This is a genomic window from Limnohabitans sp. Hippo4 (assembly GCF_003063605.1).
Taxonomy (GTDB): domain Bacteria; phylum Pseudomonadota; class Gammaproteobacteria; order Burkholderiales; family Burkholderiaceae_C; genus Limnohabitans_A.
Genome location: NZ_NESE01000003.1, coordinates 312616 through 334054, shown reverse-complemented (window position 1 = coordinate 334054; position 21439 = coordinate 312616). Strand labels below are relative to the sequence as shown.

At 51.3% G+C, this 21439-nt stretch carries 25 protein-coding genes; 12 read left to right on the top strand and 13 right to left on the bottom strand.

Annotation, left to right across the window (positions count from 1 at the left end):
* Window positions 1–61: 61 nt before the first annotated feature.
* The 6 genes from B9Z46_RS10685 (at window position 62) to B9Z46_RS15120 (ending at window position 2925) form a co-directional block, all read left to right on the top strand.
* Window positions 62–487: a hypothetical protein gene (locus B9Z46_RS10685; RefSeq protein ID WP_108256341.1), complete on the top strand. Its 426-nt coding sequence runs from the start codon at window positions 62–64 to the stop codon at window positions 485–487.
* A gap of 672 nt (window positions 488–1159) precedes the next feature.
* Window positions 1160–1651 (top strand): DUF6641 family protein, encoded by a 492-nt coding sequence (locus B9Z46_RS10680; protein WP_108256339.1) that lies wholly within the window; start codon window positions 1160–1162, stop codon window positions 1649–1651.
* A 32-nt stretch (window positions 1652–1683) separates the two neighbouring features.
* Window positions 1684–2061: a hypothetical protein gene (locus B9Z46_RS10675; RefSeq protein WP_146179252.1), complete on the top strand. Its 378-nt coding sequence runs from the start codon at window positions 1684–1686 to the stop codon at window positions 2059–2061.
* The gene (locus B9Z46_RS10670; protein ID WP_108256335.1) at window positions 2042–2419 is read left to right on the top strand and encodes a DUF6876 family protein; all 378 of its coding nucleotides are present in this window, start codon (window positions 2042–2044) and stop codon (window positions 2417–2419) included. Before B9Z46_RS10675 ends, B9Z46_RS10670 begins: the two co-directional genes overlap by 20 nt.
* On the top strand, window positions 2419–2748 hold the full coding sequence (locus tag B9Z46_RS10665) for a hypothetical protein (protein WP_108256333.1): 330 nt from the start codon (window positions 2419–2421) through the stop codon (window positions 2746–2748). Before B9Z46_RS10670 ends, B9Z46_RS10665 begins: the two co-directional genes overlap by 1 nt.
* 15 nt (window positions 2749–2763) lie before the next feature.
* Entirely contained in the window at window positions 2764–2925 is a 162-nt protein-coding gene (locus B9Z46_RS15120; RefSeq protein WP_158268424.1) for a hypothetical protein, read from the top strand.
* Here the strand turns inward: B9Z46_RS15120 and B9Z46_RS10660 are convergent.
* The gene (locus B9Z46_RS10660; RefSeq protein WP_108256331.1) at window positions 2922–3497 is read right to left on the bottom strand and encodes an alpha/beta hydrolase; all 576 of its coding nucleotides are present in this window, start codon (window positions 3495–3497) and stop codon (window positions 2922–2924) included. The genes B9Z46_RS15120 and B9Z46_RS10660 overlap by 4 nt on opposite strands.
* A 475-nt stretch (window positions 3498–3972) precedes the next feature.
* Here B9Z46_RS10660 and B9Z46_RS10655 point away from each other — a divergent pair, with 475 nt between their 5' ends.
* The gene (locus B9Z46_RS10655) at window positions 3973–5202 is read left to right on the top strand and encodes an MFS transporter (protein ID WP_233245990.1); all 1230 of its coding nucleotides are present in this window, start codon (window positions 3973–3975) and stop codon (window positions 5200–5202) included.
* A gap of 39 nt (window positions 5203–5241) precedes the next feature.
* Here B9Z46_RS10655 and B9Z46_RS10650 read toward each other — a convergent pair whose 3' ends face one another.
* Together B9Z46_RS10650 and B9Z46_RS10645 are read right to left on the bottom strand one after the other, a co-directional pair.
* A complete protein-coding gene (locus tag B9Z46_RS10650; RefSeq protein ID WP_108256327.1) occupies window positions 5242–6537 on the bottom strand; it encodes a carbonic anhydrase in 1296 nt (431 codons plus the stop codon).
* A gap of 64 nt (window positions 6538–6601) precedes the next feature.
* Window positions 6602–7438, bottom strand: a complete 837-nt coding sequence (locus B9Z46_RS10645; RefSeq protein WP_108256325.1) for a hypothetical protein — start codon at window positions 7436–7438, stop codon at window positions 6602–6604.
* A 46-nt stretch (window positions 7439–7484) separates the two neighbouring features.
* Here B9Z46_RS10645 and B9Z46_RS10640 point away from each other — a divergent pair, with 46 nt between their 5' ends.
* A complete protein-coding gene (locus B9Z46_RS10640; protein ID WP_055359620.1) occupies window positions 7485–7940 on the top strand; it encodes a surface-adhesin E family protein in 456 nt (151 codons plus the stop codon).
* Window positions 7941–7954: 14 nt separating this feature from the next.
* On the opposite strand, the gene B9Z46_RS10635 is transcribed toward B9Z46_RS10640, so the two are convergent.
* The 10 genes from B9Z46_RS10635 to B9Z46_RS10590 form a co-directional block, all read right to left on the bottom strand.
* A complete protein-coding gene (locus tag B9Z46_RS10635; RefSeq protein ID WP_108256323.1) occupies window positions 7955–8674 on the bottom strand; it encodes a hypothetical protein in 720 nt (239 codons plus the stop codon).
* Window positions 8671–9129, bottom strand: a complete 459-nt coding sequence (locus B9Z46_RS10630) for a flagellar FliJ family protein (protein WP_108256321.1) — start codon at window positions 9127–9129, stop codon at window positions 8671–8673. The genes B9Z46_RS10635 and B9Z46_RS10630 overlap by 4 nt, the downstream gene beginning before the upstream one ends.
* Window positions 9126–10454 (bottom strand): FliI/YscN family ATPase, encoded by a 1329-nt coding sequence (locus B9Z46_RS10625; RefSeq protein ID WP_108256319.1) that lies wholly within the window; start codon window positions 10452–10454, stop codon window positions 9126–9128. Before B9Z46_RS10625 ends, B9Z46_RS10630 begins: the two co-directional genes overlap by 4 nt.
* On the bottom strand, window positions 10447–11499 hold the full coding sequence (locus tag B9Z46_RS10620; RefSeq protein ID WP_146179251.1) for a FliH/SctL family protein: 1053 nt from the start codon (window positions 11497–11499) through the stop codon (window positions 10447–10449). Before B9Z46_RS10620 ends, B9Z46_RS10625 begins: the two co-directional genes overlap by 8 nt.
* Window positions 11492–12547: a flagellar motor switch protein FliG gene (fliG, locus tag B9Z46_RS10615; RefSeq protein WP_055359624.1), complete on the bottom strand. Its 1056-nt coding sequence runs from the start codon at window positions 12545–12547 to the stop codon at window positions 11492–11494. The genes B9Z46_RS10620 and fliG overlap by 8 nt, the downstream gene beginning before the upstream one ends.
* 9 nt (window positions 12548–12556) lie before the next feature.
* A complete protein-coding gene (gene fliF / locus B9Z46_RS10610) occupies window positions 12557–14458 on the bottom strand; it encodes a flagellar basal-body MS-ring/collar protein FliF (RefSeq protein WP_233245982.1) in 1902 nt (633 codons plus the stop codon).
* Between the two features lie 65 nt (window positions 14459–14523).
* On the bottom strand, window positions 14524–14895 hold the full coding sequence (fliE, locus tag B9Z46_RS10605) for a flagellar hook-basal body complex protein FliE (RefSeq protein WP_055359626.1): 372 nt from the start codon (window positions 14893–14895) through the stop codon (window positions 14524–14526).
* An 11-nt stretch (window positions 14896–14906) separates the two neighbouring features.
* The gene (locus tag B9Z46_RS10600; protein ID WP_108256315.1) at window positions 14907–16442 is read right to left on the bottom strand and encodes a sigma-54-dependent Fis family transcriptional regulator; all 1536 of its coding nucleotides are present in this window, start codon (window positions 16440–16442) and stop codon (window positions 14907–14909) included.
* A gap of 254 nt (window positions 16443–16696) precedes the next feature.
* Window positions 16697–19036: a flagellin gene (locus tag B9Z46_RS10595; protein WP_108256313.1), complete on the bottom strand. Its 2340-nt coding sequence runs from the start codon at window positions 19034–19036 to the stop codon at window positions 16697–16699.
* A 102-nt stretch (window positions 19037–19138) separates the two neighbouring features.
* Complete coding sequence (locus tag B9Z46_RS10590) at window positions 19139–19606, bottom strand: hypothetical protein (RefSeq protein WP_108256311.1); 468 nt, start codon at window positions 19604–19606, stop codon at window positions 19139–19141.
* Window positions 19607–19643: 37 nt separating this feature from the next.
* On the opposite strand from B9Z46_RS10590, the gene B9Z46_RS10585 reads away from it, so the two are divergent.
* The 4 genes from B9Z46_RS10585 (at window position 19644) to B9Z46_RS10570 (ending at window position 21402) form a co-directional block, all read left to right on the top strand.
* The gene (locus B9Z46_RS10585; protein ID WP_146179250.1) at window positions 19644–19886 is read left to right on the top strand and encodes a hypothetical protein; all 243 of its coding nucleotides are present in this window, start codon (window positions 19644–19646) and stop codon (window positions 19884–19886) included.
* Window positions 19883–20074, top strand: a complete 192-nt coding sequence (locus B9Z46_RS10580) for a hypothetical protein (RefSeq protein ID WP_108256307.1) — start codon at window positions 19883–19885, stop codon at window positions 20072–20074. Before B9Z46_RS10585 ends, B9Z46_RS10580 begins: the two co-directional genes overlap by 4 nt.
* The gene (locus B9Z46_RS10575; RefSeq protein WP_108256305.1) at window positions 20061–20339 is read left to right on the top strand and encodes a type II toxin-antitoxin system RelE/ParE family toxin; all 279 of its coding nucleotides are present in this window, start codon (window positions 20061–20063) and stop codon (window positions 20337–20339) included. The genes B9Z46_RS10580 and B9Z46_RS10575 overlap by 14 nt, the downstream gene beginning before the upstream one ends.
* 529 nt (window positions 20340–20868) lie before the next feature.
* Window positions 20869–21402 carry a class I SAM-dependent methyltransferase gene (locus B9Z46_RS10570; RefSeq protein ID WP_108256303.1) on the top strand — a complete coding sequence of 178 codons (534 nt, stop codon included), beginning with the start codon at window positions 20869–20871 and terminating at the stop codon, window positions 21400–21402.
* Window positions 21403–21439 lie beyond the last annotated feature (37 nt).

The following is a 21439-nucleotide window of genomic DNA, read 5'->3' as shown; positions in this document are numbered from 1 at the left end:
TGCAGATGCTTTGTGCAACTGCATTACTCCGACCTCAAACTGAAATTTTTGGAGATAAACCATGACCTTGAACGAACAACTGACTATGGCATCGGTATCAATTGTTGACTGCCTCATGAAGGCTGATCCGAAATCGCTTGACACACGCCACCATAACAAGTTGGTGGACACATTGGTTCGAATTGGTGATGTGCACGCCTCTTTGCAGGGGTATGTACCCTACGCCACTTTTGCAAGTCAGTACCATTCGTCACTTGCTGAATCTGCTGCAGCCTTTTTTTATTACAGCCATGGGTTGACTGATGCTCAACTCGTCGACTTGATTAATAAAGTTATTTCTATTTGCGATGAAGACCCTCGCATTCGCGACGGCTTTCTTAAGTTTTACGGACCGCACATTAGCCGTCAAGACCACTTGGACACGGTTGAATTGGAGTTCGGAATCAATGCGAAGATTATCATGGAGGCCATCTTTGAAATGAAGTAATTTCAATCATATGGAATCTAACAACACCCATTCAGCACATGCTGTTTGGGTGCTTTTTATTTGGGATCGAACTGCGTTCAATCTACTCGCTCATTTGCTCTTTCACTAGCGTTCATTCGCACCTGATCTCGTATTTCCTTCAGATCTCATTGCGAGGGAACACAGGCCATGCCCTGTTACGGGCATGGACCTGTTTTCTCCATTGCTATGGTTTTTCACAGATGGTGTCACACAACTTACTGGGGTAAGAAGAGGCAGGTTTTGCGATCATCCTCTTTACATGCGAGCCTTTTACGCTGGAATCCCTGAGCCACACCAATAGCTTCAGGGGACACGTGGGTTTATTTCAATGGCACTCCCACTCACTTTCAGCCTATACGTTTTTGCATGAGCCTACGCCACGCCTATTAAGCATGACCAACCTTTACATCATCGCAAACGTCATTCCCAATTTGGTTTGCGTTTAAGGCGTCCTGTTAAGGATAGTGCGATGAAGCGAACGGCAAGTTGTTCATTTGCTGGGCGCCACACCACGTAGAGGGCATTACAGCAGCACTATATCTATCGGCGTGCCAACCTTTTTTCCTTGCTTACGGTTTATTTATCTTCGCTGATATGAAATTCAAATAAGACTGAACCGAGCCAATTCAGTCCCTATCTTTTTGGTTGTCCATGCTGGATGCTGAAAATAAATTTGCGTTGCCTGTTTACACACGAAAGGAAACGCAGATGGCAACCCTTAACTCACTCAAGCTCGTAGCAGCAAAGAAGTCCGCAATCATTAACCCGGTGCAGCATCGCCGTGTGAAGATTTGCGCCAAGATCCAAGAACAAATCGCTCTTGCGAAGGCATTGCAAGCTGGCGAAACATATGTGCCCACACGCACCAAGATCATCACCAATAGTGATGGTGAACGTGTTCAAGTGACACAGCCTAAACGGCTCAACGCCTGGTGGTTCACTGATGGAACGAAAGTGTTCCTTCAAATCCGCTACGGGGCAAAAGTTGTCGCACTGAATGGCAAGTCCAACGCTATTGAATGCACCACACCTGAGTCTTTGATCGCCGCGCTCAACACAGTTCACGAAGCCGTGTTGTCCGGAGAACTGGACGGGCCCATTGAAGCGATTTCGGGCCAGATTCGTGGCGGCTTCCAACGCTGATCATGGATCTGACACTTGACAACTGTGCCTCCTTGCAATTTCAAGCAGGGATGGCACCCTTTTTGAATGATGAATTGCGGGTGTACAGCCCAGCTGTTCATCGCGGCCAGAAGAAGCGCAAGCCTCTCAGCCGTTCATCCGAGTACTACTGGTTGGTCCGCACAGTGATCAATTATTTGCTGACTTCATGCTGCGAGCATGACTTTGTACTTGGAGTTGCCACTGTTACAGCGCAAGGCACCAAGTTGTCGGTATTCACCAGCCAATTCGAACTTGCAGACAAGGTAGATCTATCCCTTGCTTCTGCTTCATACAAATTCTTTGCAGCCAAGACCTATGACCCCGATATGGGCGACATCTGGGTTGCAAAGGTGGTTCAGGAGCACTTACATGAACTCAACGCCAATTGACCCCGAACAGTTGCTCTTCGAATTGTCTCAATTTACGGGCACCAACTATTACCACCGGATGTACGGGAACTTTTACATCACGGACGGCGCCAAGTACCTTGCAGAAAAGGCTGAATGCTTCTGGCTTCTTGATCTCTACTGGAGCCATATCATGTCCATCGTTCCAGCTGACAATGAATTCACAGTGCTCAAGTTGACTGTGCAGGACAACAAGGCATCGGCAGTCATCGAAGATGGGAACGGAAATGCAGTCGCTGGACAAGAGATCGAATACACGGATTTCCCTCTGCCCAGCATCACCCTTTACTGCTGCTGGTTTGGCGAGGGTTGGGTTGCCATGTTGCCAAGCGAGTACTAATGAAAACCACTTCAAAATCCATACTCGCCGCTTTACTGCTGCCTTGTGTTGTATGGGCAGCTGACTGGCGTGATGCCTATGCCAAATTCAACACCAAACTCAATCGCAAAGAATCACTTGTTATAAGCTGGATGGTTGTACCCAATGCCAAAGTCCAAGCTACTTGTGAAGCAATTAGCAAAGACAGTGGCCTAGGTGGGTTTGGCTTTACTTTGAATGCTTGCAGCTTTTGGCGCAAAGACACTTGCTTGATTGTTACTGGCTTGCAGACAACACACGCAGAGCTTGGTCATGAGCTTCGCCATTGCTATCAAGGCAGTTTTCATTAACCGCAAGGATTAAGCATGAATACATACGAGGCGATGGTACGAATTCAAGCAAACAACATGATTGTGCGTACACGTATCCAAGCCAATTCAAACCAAGATGCGCTTTGGCTACTTGAAGGGCAGTACGGTCCTGGCAATGTTGTGACGTTACCTACGCTCATTAATTCATTAGATTAATGCTGTGGCAGCCACCTATCAAGCAGCGCACTCACATAGCTCTTGTCCAGCATGTGCCCGTTGTTTGAAACGACATGAACAGGGATGTTCAGCAACTGGCCTAGCTGGGTGACGTTTTCTGGGTTGCTTTGCCAGTCTTCACTGCCGACATGAATTTCGCACTGGTTTGGCACTGGATACTTTCCTGCCGACGCTAGTTCAAACAGTTTCTTTGCACGTGGAGGGATGAATCCCATTTGTAGTTCTGCACTGTCAAACTCTCCTACGATGGGCGACAGGAGCAGTACCCGACCAATAAATTCGGGCAGCTGAGCTTGTGCATGTAGAAACAAATAAGCGCCGAACGAGACCGCTATGACGCATGACTCTGGGTGCCAATGCTTATGCAGCAAGTCACCGGCCACTGTATCCACCTGCTGCCCAAATGGCATTTTGCGGAAATCATCGCGTGTTTCTCGGCCCTCTACAGACCAACCGCGCTCGGTCAATGCCTCGCCCAGCCCTGTAGCTATTTGACCGCCATGGCCAGGTAGGTAATAGATGTTCTTGCCCAAAGTAAATCCCTCGCCCATGCACACCTGGAAATAGTACCCGGATGCCAATATCGCGCTAGCAACTTGCTACATGACAAAAAGCCTACGGCAGCAACACCTCAAATCAGCCCGTAACGCGGTGTTTTAGGCTAGAGGCAGGCTTGGGTAGCTGGGCACAAGAAAAACGCTTGCAGGGCTGTTTTCAGCTTCAGCAGCCCAAAGCGTAGCCCCACCCGATGATGGGCGAAATCTTCAAATCAGGGTGATGGGAAATTTTTTGGAGAAAGTGCAGGGCTTGCGGGACAGTGTGTCAGACACCTTTTTGCAACCATGCTGTAGGGCCCATGCGTACACGGTTTTAAACCAAAAGTACGCTTTTTCAATCCGCTGCTCTACCAACTGAGCTACCGGGCCTCACAGAAGCGGGATTATAGCATCAGAAAATGAGGCTTTTTAGGGGAAATTAGGGGGCACCCCCACAGGCGGGTGGTGATAAGGTCAGACGGTGAATATCATTTCAACCCATCCAGCCCATGCGGATCTGATCGATTCGTCCTACGCCGCCCGCCGCCTCTTCATCACTTTGCTGCTCATGACCCTGGGGGGTAGCAGCATGTACGTGGTGTCGGTGGTACTGCCTGAAGTCCAAAAAGAGTTTGGCATTTCGCGCGCCGATGCGTCTTTGCCCTACACCTTGATGATGTTGGGCTTTGGTGCAGGCGGTTTGGCCATGGGCAAGTTGGCCGACAAGTGGGGTGTGCATGTGGCGCTTTGGATTGGCGCTGTGGGGGTGGGCAGTGGTTTTGTGTTGGCCGGTTTGTCGCCCAACATTTGGCTGTTTGCTTTAGCGCATGGTGTGCTGATGGGGGTGTTCGGCAGCTCGTCGACTTTTGCCCCATTGTTGGCCGATACCTCCATGTGGTGGGACAAGCGGCGCGGCATTGCAGTGGCGGTGTGTGCCAGTGGCAACTATGTAGCCGGGAGCATTTGGCCAGCCTTGGCGCAACAAGGTGTGGAAGCTTTGGGCTGGCGCGAAACCTATGTGTGGATTGGGGTGGTATGCGGTGTGGGCATGTTGGCCTTGTCGTTTTTGATGCGACAACGTCCGCCTCTCATGGCCACCTCCGCACCTGGCAGTGTGCAGCAGTTGGCTTCAGAAAAACCGTTTGGTTTGTCGATCAACACAGCACATGCTTTGTTGTGCATTGCAGGTTTGGCCTGTTGTGTGGCGATGGCCATGCCGCAGGTTCACATCGTGGCGTATTGCACCGATCTTGGCTTTGGCGCGGCGCGTGGCTCTGAAATGTTGTCGCTGATGTTGGCCTGTGGCATTGTGAGCCGCTTGGTCTCAGGTGTCATTTGCGATCGCATTGGCGGGCTGCGCACTTTGGTGTTGGGCTCGGTGCTGCAAGGCGTGGCGCTGCTGATGTTCTTGCCATTTGATGGCATGGTGTCGCTGTATGTGATTTCTGCCTTGTTTGGTTTGTTTCAAGGCGGCATCGTGCCTTCTTACGCCATCATCGTTCGCGAGTATTTTCCTGCGCAAAAGGTGGGCGTGTTGGTGGGGGCCGTCATCATGGCCACCATGATTGGCATGGCGCTAGGCGGGTGGATGTCGGGCAAGGTGTTTGACTTAACCGGTTCGTATCACGCGGCCTTCATCAATGGCGTGCTTTGGAATGCATTGAACTTGAGCATTGCCGTGTTTTTGTTGTGGCGAACGCAGATCAAAAAAAAGGCGTAACTCCTTAGAGTTACGCCTTAATGGCACTCTCAAACGAAATCAGTTGGTGTAGATGGGGCGGCCGTTGGCGGGTTGCACAGGGCGGGCATTCATCTTGAAGGGGAAGTCGCTCACTTGCTCTTTGGCAATGTTGACTTGCGTCTTCAAAATAAAGAACTTCACTTTTTCGGTACATGGCGGTGTTGTCAAAGAACCGTCGTAGTGGAAGAAGTCCATTTCTTTGGGCAACAAATTGGCGGGGTTGAACATCACGCCATCTGGCACCACTTCGGGACCTTCTTTTTTGGGGGCATGCGTCCACAAAGTTTTGATGCCAGGGTTTTCATTGCCTTCGCGCAACATCACAGCCAGCACCGCCAATTCGCCTTCTGTGTTTTTATGCACAAAGTGAACCACCATGGCAGAAGGTTTGCCATCAATGTGTTCTTCGCTGGGGCGATGGAAGTGGAACTGCAACAAGTCATAGGGCTTGCCATCGATGCGAATTTTGGAGCCGGCAGGCACATTCACTTGAATGGTGTGGCCGTTGTTCACGATCTTCAATTGACCTTGCTTGTAATCAGGTGCAACGCTGAAGCGAACTTTTTCAAACGGACCCTTGATGTTCAAAGGCGCTTGTGACTTGCCTTTGCCGCAAGTTGGGAATTCTTTGCCCCAGTTTTCTGGGCCCATCGCACCTTCGTAATCCCAGTGGACGGCGTGTGTATCAGCTGGGCCGTGGGCGTCTTTTTTGTCGCCTTTTTTATCGTCTTTGCCATGCGCGTCTTTGGCCGCTGGGGCTGCGTGAGCATCTTTGGCGGCAGATGCGCCATGTGCATCAGCTTTGCCAGCAGGTGCTTCAGGCGCACACTCCGACATCACTTTGACTTTTTCGCCAGCAGCTGCCAATGCGTTTTGCGCAGCGCAAATCACTTTTTGCTGTGCTTTCCAGTCGGTCATTTCCAAGGCTTTTTGGAAGGCCTCGACGGTGGCGGGATCTTTGGTGCCATTGGTGAGCAAACGCACACCGGCCAATCCCAACTGACGTTCGGGGGACAAGCCTTTTTTCTCTTTGGCGTAAGCGGCCTCAAGGTCTTTGAGCACGATGCCTGTAGAGAAGGCGGCTTTGACGGCTTCCAACTCTTGCGCTTTGGTCATCAAAGGCGGCAGCATTTCTTTGCTGGCAGCCAGTTCTTCCTCAGAGGCTTCGGCTTTTTTGTCGGCCTCTTCCACTTTTTGGGTCAGCTCCTCAACTTGGGCAGAGACCGCCGCGACGGACTTCTTCTGCGTCCAGCCAAAGTAGCCCGCACCCGCAGTCGAGATGGCTAGCAAAATGATGGCAATGATTTTGAACATGGTCTTTTCCAGAATTTAATTTCCGTGCTTAGGCAGATTCGGCACTAGGCTTGAAAACTTGAATTTATCGGTCGGCTTTGAAGCTGATGCCTCGGCCGTCGGTGGTCACGCCTACGATGTACAGGCGCTGGGTTTTGCCAGCCACAGGGCTGTTGGTCACAAAGGCTGCACCGTTCAAGGTTTGGCTTTTGAGTGAGCATTGCGTGGCATTGGGGATGGTCAAGGTGAAGGTGAACAAGTTGGTGCCGTCAAAGTTGGGGGTCAATAAACTTTGAGTCAACAAGCAATCTTGCTGAAATGCCAACGAGGTGGTGACCTCGCCTTGGCCCGAAATGTTCAAGTTGAAGTTGTCTACAAAGCCAAGGCCATAAGACCAACGACCTTGCCACGCACCTTGAATGCTGCTCAAGTTGGCGGGTAAGTTGTATTGGTAAGTGCTGGGCTGGCTGGCAGCCACCGTCACATCCTTGCCTTGTTCGATGCCCGTGGCAGGAAAACTGAGTGCAGCGCGGATGGCGCCATTGCCCAAATTGCTGATGGTGCCCGTACCGGTTCTTACGGCGCCCGAAATATTGGGGTAGTAAAACACGCGGGTGAGCAGGGCACTGGTTGTGCCTGTAATCAAACCCGAACCGCTGTAAAGATCTGGATCGGTGGCGTTGTAATGCAGGCTGTAAAAATTGGTAACGGCGCCAGAGCCGCCTGTGGTGCGCAACAAAATGCCCACCCAATCTTTGCCATTCAGGCTGGCCACATAGGCGCCAGGCACTGTGAGAGGTGTGGTGATGGGCGGTGCGGGCGGGTCTGCCGCGGCCACATCACTGCTGCCACCGCCGCCACATGCAGACAGCAAGATGGCAGACATGAACACAGTGGACTTGATCAGAAGACGATGGAACATGGTGATACTCTTTTCAAGAACGAAGCACTACTTTATAGTAGGGCGTATGACTTTCATTCAAATCACCCCGACTGCACAAGCCTGCCACAGCAGATTTGCGAACTTTTTGAAACAAGCCGTGGCCACTGCAGCCACCGCGCTGGTCATGTTGGCACCGCATGCTGCGCATGCCGAATGGCAAAAGGTCACCACCACCGACTCGGGCATCATTTACGTGGACGATGCCACCATCAAACGCACGGGCCCCATCAGGTCCTTCTGGAGTTTGTTCGACTACAGGAGTCCCCAAAAAGCGCAGCGCGGTGCTTTTTATGTTTCTACGCGCACGCACATGGAAATGGACTGCCGCAAAGAGATGGTGCACATTTTGCAATTCTCTATGCACAGTGGCCCCATGCTCACCGGCGAAATCATCGACTCGCAAGGTGTGATGCGTGAATGGCAGACCATTCCCCCCGACACACCCTTGGTCAATTTGTTCCGCTTCGTTTGCGGTAAATAAATGCTGCATGGCATTCATGGTCGCACCCATGCGGCCTGAAGCCAATGTCTGTAGCGCGGCGAAAAGTTCCACGCAAAATCTTGCACCGACACACCCGTCGGAAAAACGCTGTGCGTTAAATGGTCCAGCCAAGGGCTTTGCGCGTTCAACTGAGTAAGCCAATGTTGGTCATGCCAATCGGGGTGACGCACAGGCAGCGCTGAACCCTCGGCGATGGTTTCAAGCGTAGGACCCGACATGCGGTCGTGCACGCTGCCCCACTCACGACCTTTCAAAGTCGCTTTGAGTTGCTGCAGTTTTTTCTCAACCACTTGCCAATCGTTGGCGGGGTGTTGAAAGCGCACTTGTCCCAGCACGTTGTCAAAAAATACACAGGCCTTCGGATGCTTTGACAACAAGGCGGGCAAATTCTGCATGGCATCTTGGGTGTGGCAATGCAATTCGGTGCCTTGTGCTTTCAGTGCCGCACCATGGCGCCATTTGAACATCATGCCGGCAAAGGGGTCGATGTCAAAGGTGTCTACGCTTGCAAACTGACCCAGCCAGCGGCTCGACATCATCCAGCCGGCGCTGGCGCCAATCAAGAGCAAACTGGGTTGGCCGGCAACAGCTTCTGGTTTGAAAGCTTGTGTCTGCTGCATCAACCAATTTTCAATGGCGTTTGACGTGGGAGCCCAGCGCGCTTGCGAGCGCCATGCCAACCAATGCCAAGTGATGCCGCCAGTGAGGTTCATGCTTGTGGTTTGAGGTTGAATTGCATCACGCCCAACGCGTCCATGCGGCGTTGGTCTTTTTTGTTTTCTTCGCGCTGCACAGCCAAAGCATTTTGATCGGCCAAGGTTTGCATCTTGATGCGTTCACGCTCGGCCAACATCAAGCGTTCTTTGATGCCAATGATGGTATTTTCAGTGTAAATGATGTCGGTTTTGACACGCTGCATCAGCGTGAGCAATTGCGACATGAATTGGCGCTGGTTCATGGCTTCCCGCATGCCCAAACTTTGGGCATCGGCACGGGTCAGGCCTTCACGGTATTCGTCGTACATTTTTTGCACGCGTTGCTCGCTGGTGCGCAAGCTCTCAAGGCGTGTGCGTGCTTGGACCAATTCATTTTGAATCAGCGCAATTTTGTCTTCGGCCTTTTTGGTCAAGACCGTCCAGCAGGGGCGAGCGACCACGGTATCGTTCATGCTGCGACCGCCATCATGTTGCGAATGTCTTGCCGGGTGCTGGCTTCGTCTTTGCCTTCATGCATGTCTTGACGCAAGTACTGCTCCATGGCTTCACGCAAACGAATGGCTTCGTCCAATGTGGGGTTACTACCTGCTTCGTAGGCACCCACTTGGATCAAGTCCATGTTTTGTTGGTACAAAGACCACAAGCGTCTGAATTTGTTGGCCATTTTCAAATCATCGGGTGACAGCAAACTTTGCATCACACGCGAGATAGAACCGTTCAAATCAATTGCTGGGTAATGCGCAGCATCGGCCAATTTGCGGGACAACATCACTTGCCCGTCCAAAGAGGCGCGAGCAATGTCCACGATAGGATCATTGGCGTCATCGCCTTCGGCCAGCACGGTGTAAATGGCGGTGATCGAGCCATGACCATGGCGGCCAACGCCAGCGCGCTCAATCAAATTGGGCAACAAAGCAAACACAGAAGGAGGGTAGCCTTTGGCAGTGGGCGGTTCGCCAATGGCCAAGCCAATTTCGCGCTGGGCATGGGCCACGCGCGTTAAGCTGTCGACCAACATCAAGACGTTCAAGCCTTGGTCACGAAAGTACTCGGCAATCACGTGCGTCATGTGCGCCGCTTTCAAGCGCAGCACAGGGGACACATTGGCGGGGGCCGCAACGACCACCGATTTGGCCAGGCCTTCTTCGCCCAATGATTCTTGAATGAAGGCTTGCACTTCACGGCCTCGTTCGCCCACCAAACCAATCACCACTACATCGGCTTTGGTAAAGCGGGTCATCATGCCCAAGAGCACACTCTTGCCAACGCCAGAACCGGCCACCAAGCCAACGCGTTGTCCACGGCCCAATGTCAATAAACCGTTGATGGCTTTCACGCCTACATCCAGCACGCTGTCGATGGGGCCGCGCTCCATCGGGTTGATGGGCAAGCCCAGCAAACTCAAACGTGCTTTGCAAGCAGGCTTGGGTTTGCCGTCTAAAGGTTCACCGCGACCATCGATCACGCGGCCCAGCAGTTCAGGACCCAAGCATGCAGTGCCCAAGTCGTTCGCAATGCGAACAGAGGCACCAGGGCCAATGCCCACAGGTTCTGTAAGTGGCATCAGGTACAAAGTCTTGTCGTTGAAGCCCACCACTTCGGCTTCAATTTTGTGGCCGTCTTGGCCAATCACTTCACAGCTAGAGCCCACAGGGGCCATGATGCCGCGCGCTTCCATGCGCAGGCCCACCAAGCGGACCAATGTGCCGCAGCGCTCTGGGCTAGAGGCACGCGCCAAAGACATCGAGCGTGCCACTTCGGCTGCAAAGTTACTCATGAGGGGCATCCTCTGCAGGGTCGTCTTGCGCAGGCTGCTCGTCGGTTAACTCTAAATCGGGCAAGTCCAAAGCCGATAAATTCAAAGGCTCTGGGCTGGCTTCACGCGGGAGCGCGTCTTCAACTGTTTCAGCTTTGCCGCGACGTGCGGATAAACGTTCGGGCTGGAAAGCGGTTTGGGCTTGCCAGGGTTTGGTGTCTTCCAACAAGGCACGCGCCAATGTTTCGAGGCGATGTTCAATGAGGTCGCTGACCACCGCATCGTCAGCACGCACGCGCACACTGCCAGGCAACAAATGGGTGTCGGCCACCATGCGCCATGTGGGCATTTTTTCCCCAGGCACGGCTTTGTGGTTTTGCAGCAAGGCCATGTCGTTGGGATTCAATTCGACCACCAAGCTGGAGGCAGTTTGCACATCCAAAGTTTCAATGCAGCGGTCAATCATGTTTTGAATGCCGGCTGAAGAAATGCTGAGTTCGGTCAGGGTCAGTTGCTCTGCCAAATGCAAAGCCAAGCGCTTGAGCGGTTCGTTCCAGGCTGCGGGATTTTCTTGCAGGGCAATGACGCCTTGCTCAATGTTGACCAAGATTTGATTGGCTTTTTCAGCCAATGACGACAAGCTTTCGGCTTGTTCTTTTTCTGCATTGGCCAGGTCTGTTTCGCGTTGCATTTGTTGGCCATCGACCAAGCCACGCTCGTAGGCTTCTTGCTTGATCTTCTCAATGGCTTCTGCATCCAAACCCGACAAAGCCGGTGTTTCAGTTGATGCAGCTTGTGCCGCTGTCGAATTGTCGTCACCTTTGGCTGTGACATCTGTGATGCCAGCTTCTTCGGCCAAAGCTTCTTCAGCCAATTTGTTGGCCGCGTGTTGTTCTTCAACCGTCCACAAGGCAAACGTGTTGGATTTTTTGCGCAAATAGTTTTCTTGTACAAAGCCAGCGTTTTGCAACTCAATGGGCTTGAGTGGCTGCAAGGGTTGCCACTGTGGTGCGCCTCTGGCAGCACCACTGTTGGCCAACTTGCCGGGTGGAAGTGGGTTATACAAAGTCGCCTCCGCCTAAGACCAACTCACCAGAGTCAGACAACTTACGGGCAGAACGCATGATTTGTTTCTGCGCTTCTTCCACATCGGACAAGCGCATGAGGCCTTTGGCATCCATCTCGTCTTTGAACATGCCGCGGGCACGTTCGGACATGTTGTCGAAGAAGCGTGCTTTGACTTCCTCGCTGGCGCCTTTCATGGCAATCATCAACTGGTTGTTGTCCACCGCACGCATGAGCACCTGAATGCCTTTGTTGTCCACAGCGCTGAGGTTTTCGAAGGTGAACATGTTGTCTTGAATGCGCATCATCAAGTCGGCGTCGATCTTCTCCAGACCCTTCATGATGGACGCTTCCAACGCAGTCTTCGTTGAGTTCATGATCTGCGCAGCTGCTTTGATACCACCGAAGCTGGAAGACTTGGAGCTGGTATTGTTGGAGAACTGCAGCTTCATGATGGCCTCAAGCTCTTGCATGGCAGAAGGCTGAACAGTTTCCAAGCTGGCCACACGCTGAATGATTTCAGGTCGGGTTTCGTCGGGCAAGAAGTTCAAGACATCGGCGGCCACTTGGTGGTCCAGCACGGACAAGATAATGGCCGTCACTTGTGGATGCTCGGTTTTGATCATGTCGGCAATGGCGCGTGCGTCCATCCATTGCAAGATTTCCAAGCCCTTGGTGCTTTGGCCCGGCATGATGCGGCCCAAAACGGATGCGGCTTTGTCGTCGCCCAAGGCGCGCTTGAAAACCTTTTCCACATAGTCGGTGGTACCCAAGCCCAAGCTCGATTGTTTCTTGATGGTGGCCACAAAGTCGTCCAAGATTTCATTCACCGCTTCTTGCGACACATCAGACACGGCCACCATGGCGCCGCCCAATGCTTGCACTTCGGTTGGGTTCAAAAACTTGATGATCTCAGAGGCTTGTTGTTCACCGAGCAATAACATCAAGACGGCAGCGCGTTGTGCACCGCTGATGTTGGACATCTCGATGCGCAGTTTTTCTGCGGCTTCGGCTTCTGCAGCCGAGAGTTGAATTTCTTTTTCTGCCATGGTTTTTCCTTAGGCTACTTTGATCATCTTCTTCAGCACGCTGGCCACACGCGAGGTGTCTTCTGCCACAATCATGCGAACCAAAGCCACCTTGTCGTCGTACGTGTTGGCCGTGTCCAACATCTCCATGGAGATGCTTGACTTCTTGGGCTTGAGCTTGGCCTTGATGTCTTCCAAGGTTTCGCCTTCGCCCAACTGGATGGCGTTCATGTCTTCGGGTGACAACTCGCCGTCGCCCAGCGCAACCTTCGCGGCAGCGGCAGCAGCTTCGGCAGCAGCAGCTTCGGCTTCCAACTCGGCTGGCGTTTTGAGCAAGCCCAACATGCGCAGTACGGCAGGACGGATTACCATCATGAGGAAGGCCAAGAACACCACACCCAGCAAACCACTCTTGATGTAGGTTTGCATGGACTCGTCTTTGTACCAAGGAATGCTCAAGTCGTAAACGGCTTCAGGTTCAAATTTAGCTTGCACCACAGTGACCACGTCGCCGCGTTTTTCGTCAAAGCCCACCACGCCGCGCACCAGGTCTTGCATGCGGGTAATTTCTTCCTCAGTGTAGGGGTTGGGCTTGGAGTCGGTGACTTCACCTTTTTCGTTTTTCGTCACAGTGGGTGCGCGCTCGTTGATCAGCACGGCCACACTCAAGCGCTCCACAATGCCTGTGGCATTTTTAACGTGACGAACAGAACGGTCGAGCTCGTAGTTACGTGTGCTGCGGGCTGTGGTGCTGTTCGAACCACCACCTGCCCCAGCTGTTGTGGCCGCCGCAGAGTTGGTTGTGGCTGAAGGTGCGGGTGGCGGTGTGTTGGACAAAGTGCCAGGTACACCAGAGGCTTCCATGGCGGAGTTCTTGTCTTCGCTGAGTGCTTCAGATCGCGTCTTGGGACCCTTTTCACGGGTGTCAAAGTCTTCTGTTGTGACTTCGGTTTGTGTGAAGTCCATGGCCATGTTCACTTGTGAGCGAACATTGTTGTCGCCCACAATGGGCGCCAAGATTTGCATCACGCGCTGGCGATACACATCTTCCAATTTTTGTTTGTGCGTGCTTTGTGCCGAGGTCAAACCCAGCGCAGCAGCTGTACTGGAATCAGTGATCAGCTTACCTTGGTTGTCAACAACAGCCACGTTTTCAGGTGTCATCAAGGGCACACTAGACGCCACCAAATGCACCAAGGCCTGAACCTGGTTGGGTGACACTGAACGACCTGCATAAGGCGTGATCACCACAGAAGCTTTGGGGGGCGTACGGTCACGCACAAACACCGATTGCTTGGGCATGGCCAAGTGCACACGGGCTTGTTGAATGGTGTCAATTTGCATGATGGTGCGTGCCAACTCTTGCTCCATGGCCGAGGTGTAGCGCACTTGCTCCATGAACTGGCTGGTGGTCATGGCTGATTGGTCTTTCAAAGACTCCATGCCCAAGTTGCCAGTTTTTGGAATGCCTTTAGAAGCCAAGAAAATTCGGGCTTCGTGGTACTTGTTGGAAGGCACGGTAATTTGACCGGAAGCTGGGTCCATCACAGGCTTGAACTCACTGGCCTTCAAAGCTTCCATGGCCGTTTGCTGATCGGCCTCGCTCATGTTGACCATGAGAGGGCGGTAGCTGGGCATGTTGATCCACACGTACAGAATGGCAAACAACAAAACAGCCAAGCCCATCAAGATGAGGGGCATGGCTTTCTTGACGCTTGGCTGTTGCATCATTTGCTGCATAGACGCCAAAGGGCCAGAGGCTGCGCCGCCGCCATTGCTATAACCTGGATTGTTTTGAACATCTATGCCAGGTGTGAACGTTGCCAATGCACCGCCCGCGTTGGCGTTGCCACCACCGGTGGTGGTGAGTGCGGTGTTGCTCGAACCAGCGGAGGCTAGTCCGGGCTGAAAGGGAGCTACTGTAGTGGCCATGGTGAGAATCTCTCTGTCGTATCTTTAAATTGACAAAACTAAATCTGTGTTCAGTTCAATGCGGCTTAAACCGGCATGTTCAAAATGTCTTCGTATGCCTTCAGCACTTTATTGCGCACCTGCAAGGTGGCTTCAAAACTCAAGGATGATTTCTGCATGCTCAACACCACATCGGTGAGTGGCACGCCTTCACCGCGCTCGTAAGAGGCCGCGATTTTGGAAGCGTTCATTTGGTTCTCGTTCACCTTGTCAACGGTTTGACGCATCAAGTCGCCAAATCCAGCTGGGCCCTGTGGACCTTGTGAACCGCTCAAACCATTGAGGCCGCCCACTTTGTTGCCATCTTCGTCCATGCCGCCAGCGGCTTGGGACTGGTAAGAGCGAAGGGTTTGCAACATCGATTGAATGTTGCTTTGAGAATTGATTTTGTCGATCATGTGTGTTCCCCTTAAGCGGCCCAAGACATTGAGCCGTTTTCAGCCTTTAGCTTGGCTAACTTGTAGCGCAAAGTGCGTGGGCTGATGCCCAACTTGGCAGCCGCTTCCATGCGGCTCTCGGTGGTTTGAATGGCAGCCAAAATCATTTGGTGCTCGCTGCTCTTAACTGCTTCTTGCAAATTAGAGGCAATCACTGCGTTGTCTTCGGTTGCACTGGTGTCGGGATAGCGCAATGCTTCGGTGGGCATGTTGAAGCTCGCCACAGGCGTGGCAGGTGCTGTCAACGTTGGGGCTGTAGAAGCAACTGGTGTATTCACCAGCTCTTGTGCCATATGCAATTGCATGTCGGCTGCATCGTCAAACATCAAGTGATGCGCTTCAATGTGCTGGTCAGAACACAACACCACAGCGCGCTGCACCACGTTTTCCAATTCGCGCACATTGCCTGGCCATGGGTACGCCAACAATTGTGCTTGTGCTTCATCACTCAAAGTGAACTCTTGTGCATTGGGCGCATGGCGCAACAACAAGCTGGCCACCAAAGGCAAGATGTCGCCACGGCGCTCACGCAGGGGCGGCACGCGCAGTTTGAAGGTGCTGATGCGGAAATACAAATCTTCGCGGAACTGGCGTTCGGCAATGGCCACGCGCAGGTCTTTGTTGGTGGCGGCAATCACGCGCACATCCAAAGCCACTTGGCGCTCAGAACCCAAACGTGTGAGCAAGCGCTCTTGCAAGACGCGCAGCAACTTGGCTTGCAAGTGCAAAGGCATCTCGCCAATTTCGTCCAAAAACAAAGTACCGCCTTGCGCTTGTTCAAACAAACCCTTGAATTCTTTTTGGGCGCCAGTGAACGCGCCTTTTTCGTGGCCGAACAGCATGTCGTCAATCAGTTGCTCTGGCAAGGCTGCGCAGTTCAAACCAACGAAGGGGCCGCGTGCACGCTTTGAAGACTCGTGCAGTACGCGAGCCAAAATTTCTTTACCGGCACCTGTGGGGCCTTCGATGAGGGCGGTGACGTTGGCTTGCGCTACGCGTTGGGCTAGGGCCAATAAGTGACGGCTAACGGGGTCTACGTACACCACGCTCTTTTGGGGAGTGGCGGCAGCAACAACTTCAGAAGGTGGCGCCATGCGGGCAACCATGGAAGCCGCAGAGGACGACAAACGCAAAGCTTGGATGGCTTGGTGGGCCATTTGCCATGAACCCGTTGACCAATCGTCGGTGGCCAGCACATGTGCAGCACCTTGGCGCATGGCCTGAACGGCCAGCTCAAGGTTACGGCGATCAACACGGCACACCATGGGCACAGAAACACCAGCACGCAACATGAGCGTTTGGCAGCTCTTGAGCAAATCCAAGTTGGTGTCGTGCCGAATGACCAGGGCCATGGTTTGGCCGTGGCTTAAAGCCGATTGAAGTTCGTCAAGCGTGTTAATGCAGCGGATTGCCAAACCCGCGTCGGTTAACTGGGCGTGCTCAGGCGCGTCGAGAGGCTGGACGGGGTCCAGCCACAGAACTTGTTGCGCAGTATGTAAAGAGCTCATTGCTTTCTGGTGCCTCATGTGCATAGGAATGCATGAGTAGTAGCAATGGCCGTGCCATGTTAAATTGAATACTTATGAAGTATAAAAACAAGGCTTTTCGTCAATTTACCGACAGCAATACAGAGCTTTGGACAATCCAAAGCCACACACCAAAGCACGCAAGACTGGGTCTGCGAGCAAGTTGGCGTGAAACCGCCAGCGCATGAAACTCAGGGTTTCAGACGCCAGCGTCTCCACTAGTAGGGAAAAAGGTCTTAGCCTTGCAACAACTTGAGCACGGTCTGCTGCGATGTATTGGCTTGTGCCAACACCGCAGTGGCAGCCTGTTGCATGATTTGCGTACGGGCCAACTCGGTAGAGGCCTTGGCGTAATCGGCATCTTCAATTTGACTGCGTGATGATTCAGAGTTCATCACCACGTTCGTCAAGTTGTCGATCACGTGCGTCAAACGGTTCATCACCGCACCCATGGTGGCACGTGTGGCTGCAATGCGATCCAGTGACTTGTTCACGTTCATGATCACATCGTTTGCCGATTGCACTGTCAACAAATTGGTTGGTGCTTTGTCACTTGTAATGGGACCAGTGATGTCACCGTTCTTACCAAAGTCAGCCAAGTCAATGGAAATGAGCTGGTTGGCAGCAGGACCCACTTGGAAGTTCAAGCGACCAATGTTTTTAGCCATTACTGCGCCGGGAATGAATCCGAGTGCACTCAAATTTGAGTAGGCTGGGTCTTTGGCTGCCACTTGTGCGGTACTCTTCACAGTTGGATAGTTAACGTCAATTGCCGCTGTAGGTTTAGAACCTTCTTTTGGCGCTGTAATCGTTAAACTTGGTGTTGTACCAGCAGGTGCAAAAATCTGAACAGTGTCATCAGCACCACTACCGTAGACTAAGCTAACTGCAGATGTTCCTGTGGCTGCTGCACTGATTGTGACAGTGCTTGCGCCAACCTCTGTAATGTAAGCGCCTGCCGGAATACCTGTTCCAGACACGGGCATTCCAACAACCAAGCCTGCTGGTGCAACAGTAATCACATTGCCTGCAGGAGTTGAACTCGCTGTTTTTCCCGCAAACGCAACATTGGTTCCTGCAGCTGCATTAACTGCATTTGCAAATGCAACAGCTGTATCTTGTTTAGTCGCACCAACGGTGTATGTAGCACTTTTGCCGCCGTAGTTAACGGAAATGACATCCGTTGAAGGATTGAGCGTTGCACTTACAGCAGGGAAAGTAAACTTATTTCCTGTGATGTCAGTTGCTTTAGTTGGATATGCGTTTGCACCTGGATTGATCGTAAATTCACTATCGGAATTGAGAGTGACAGAACCGTAAACAGTTGAAGCTTTCACACCGCCAGTGAACGAAAGCTCAGCACCCGACGCTATGGTGGCGCTGTTGCTTAGAGTAATGCCAGTGCTTGTAATTGTTGCGATGGTTGTATTGGCGGGTACACCTGCACCTGTCACGTTCATGCCAACTGTCAAACCAGTTGCAGGCAGTGTGACGGCAGTGGATGCAGAAGTGGCTGCTGTGGTTGCAACTGTTTTATTGCCAATTGCAGCTACAGATGCACTGGCCAAACCAGTAACGCCCAATGGGTCTGACGTTGTTGCAGTATTCATTCCCAAACCAAAGTCTGAGCCAACAGCTACACTGCCGTCGTACCAAACCGACAAATTGCGTCCATCGACGGTGGTCAGTGTTAAGCCACCATTACCAGGATCACCAGCAATAACACCATGCTGCGCAGTTTTAGCGTTAATGGAGTTCATTACATAAGCGCGGCGCTCAGCTTCAGATTGACTTGAAGTCAAACTCAAACTAACTTTTGTTCCATTAATGTATAAGTCTGTTTGAATTGAACTCTTTGAAATAGTTGTTTTAGCACCTTTAATTTCAGCACCATTTGCCGTGGCCGAAACACCAGTTTCCGCAAGTTTCTTATTGATTGCAGCTGCTACTGCAATGGCACTTCCAGCTGCATTGCTTGATGCAGCTACAAGATTACTCTTGGTGTCGTCGGCAGCAGAAGATGCTGGAATTTCATATTCATTGGCGCCAATCAATAACTTCATGTCGCCTTCAGCCAATACTTTGCCTGAGGCTGTTGCTGCTACTGCAGCACGATCCGTGGTTTCAATCTTGGGTGAACCCACTGGCAATCCAGCTTTACCATTCAAAATTGGAAAACCATTCCACTCGTGCATTTCTGACACACGCACAATCTCTTGCTTGAGCTGCTGGAACTCTTGGTCCAAGTAGCTGCGCTGGTCGCTTGAGTAGGTAGAGTTGGCAGATTGCACGGCCAGTTCACTCATGCGTTGCAGCATGTTGGTGATCTCTTGCGTGGCACCCTCAGCTGTTTGAATCATGGAGATCGCATCACCAGCATTGCGAATAGACTGGTTCAAGCCTTGGATGTTTTGAGTCATCCGAGCGGCAATGGCCAATCCAGCGGCATCGTCCTTGGAGGAATTGATACGCTTGCCAGTTGAAAGCTGTTGCATGGCCACTTCACTCGCGCGGTTCGAGTTTTTAAGGGCGGCCTGTGTATACAAGGCTTTAACGTTGGTGTTAATGACGGTCATGAGAATCTCCTAATGGGGCGAGTGGCAAGGTATTGCGTTGGTTTGCTTTGTGGCAACACGTTGCCGCTTTGATTGCCGTTAGTTCAATTACTAATTAATTAGTTAGTTGGTTAAATTGGATGCAGGCATGGCATCCTGAACTGCGGCCATTGCATTGCGTTCTTGAATCAAGGTGGCATCGTTGGGCCACTTTTGGAGAGCGGTCTCCAGCACTTGGTGTGCTTCAGCTACATCGAGGTTGCAAGCCAAAGCGCGAGCCAACATTTGATATGTCATGGGCTGCACACGGCCGTCTTGCACAGAAACCAGGTCTTGCAGAATTTCTACAGCAAGAGGCCAGTCTTCACGGGTAATGGCCAAGAGGCCAGAAATTGCCAGAATGTCTTCACTTAAAGGGTACAAAGCCAAGCCTGCTTCGGCCAAGGCTTGAGCCAGGTCGGGTTGGTCTTGTGCAACTAAGTATTGAATGCCCAGGCGGAAATCCACTGGTGTAAAGCGTGAAACTTCCTTGAGGTTCAAGGATTGTTCTGCGACCAAGTGTTGCATGGCCTGTTGTAATTCAATGTGCATGTCTAGCTCCTTTAGTGAATGAACATCAGCAAATTGAATGAAATCAATGCTGCTGATGCGATTGCAGGGTATGGAGCAAGAGGTGTGCCAGCTTTTCTTTGCCACTTTGTGTCGAAAGATCGACTCAAAGTGGCAGGGGTTTGCCGGAAATTGCGGCAAAGCGGCAAAGCTTGGTGGATTGCAAGGCTGCAATTTCAAAATGTGGGCCGATGCAATGGCTTGGTACAGACAAACCGCTGAATTTCATTCAGAATTAAAGCACAGGGAGGCTTTGCCATGAACCAGAAGCAGATAAAACAGGCGTCAAAATTGGATGAAGTAACCCAGGACAAAAATCACACGCTCTGGATTCAAAAGAAAGCTGCCATGGCCAGAGCAAGTTCGCAACCCTTGGTGCCTCATGAAGACGTCATGAACAAGGCGAATGCTTTGATCGCTGAAAAAGCGAAAAAGCATGCTGTTGGTTGAATGGCTGCCAGCAGCTGAAGACGATCTGCTCACAATTCTGACTTACATCGCTGAGACCAATGTTCAGTCTGCTAAGGATTTGCAAATTCGAGTTGATCGTGCGCTTAGACACTTAGGTGCAAATCCTTACCTCTACAAATCGAGTGATCGAGTTGAGGGCGCTCGTGAAATTGTGATCAGTCCAAACTACATTTTGTTTTATCTAGTTAGCAGCAAAATTGAAGTTTTGACGATTGTGCATTCAAGGCAGAAGATACCCAAATGAAAAAAGTTACAGGATTTGATCCAGCAAACCCAGATCATGCTAACCCTGTCGAAGCAATGCAGTGCAAAGGCAGCCCTCACAGGTTCTCAGCTATCGAATTACAGAGGCATCTCATTTTGGCAGGCTACCAAAGAAGTAGCGTTTCCTAGCTCATTGGCTTTTTTGATGAGTTGAGGTGTTTGCTGAAGAGTCCAGCGCCTGCGGCGCTGAACACTGGTGACCACTTCGACCCGGGTAGGTCTTATTTATGACATGGTCATATCCATAATCGTGTTCCTAGTTGTTAGTTTAAGGAATACCTATGGGACTGTCATTCAGGGGGATAACTCAGTTCTATCTCAAAGCAATGAAGTAATTAACGATGATGTGGCGCATAAATTGCTATCTCTGAACTGAGGAAGCCAATGCATTTGTTTTTCTAAAGACACGTTGAGCTAAAGATTATTGGAAAAAATCAGTGTCGAAAGACGAAAATAAAGGCTGATTCAAGCAGCATTACTTTTCATAACAAGAATTTTTAAACGAAAAAATGAAATCAAAAACCATATCAGAGCAATATTTGGGGTTGCAAACCGATCTCCATAAGAATCCAAATTATGGAATGGCCTCGCTTTCTTTTGCACCAATAGTTGCAGATTTAATTAGACTTTCAAACTCTCAAACTGTTTCAGACTACGGTGCAGGTAAGCAGAGGCTTTTAGAAGGTCTACAGAAAGAGGGCATCAGTAATCTAACTTATCTGCCCTATGACCCCGTATTCCCAGAATATGGATCTCCAAAACCTGCAGATTTAGTTTGCTGTATAGACGTACTCGAACACATAGAGCCAGAAATGCTAGATGCAGTACTGAGAGAGCTTGCTGAAATCACCGTTAAGTTGGGATTCTTTTCTGTTCATATGGGCCCGGCAGAAAAAAAACTGGCAGATGGACGCAACGCACATTTAATTCAGCAACCTAGCTCTTGGTGGCTTAGAAAAATTTGCGAACACTTTAATGTGCTGCAACTTGAATCACACGGAGCGATGGGACGAGGATTTTGGATTATCGTGGAAAAAATTTAATCCAACTTTTAAATCAAGATGCATCCAAGAAAGTTGT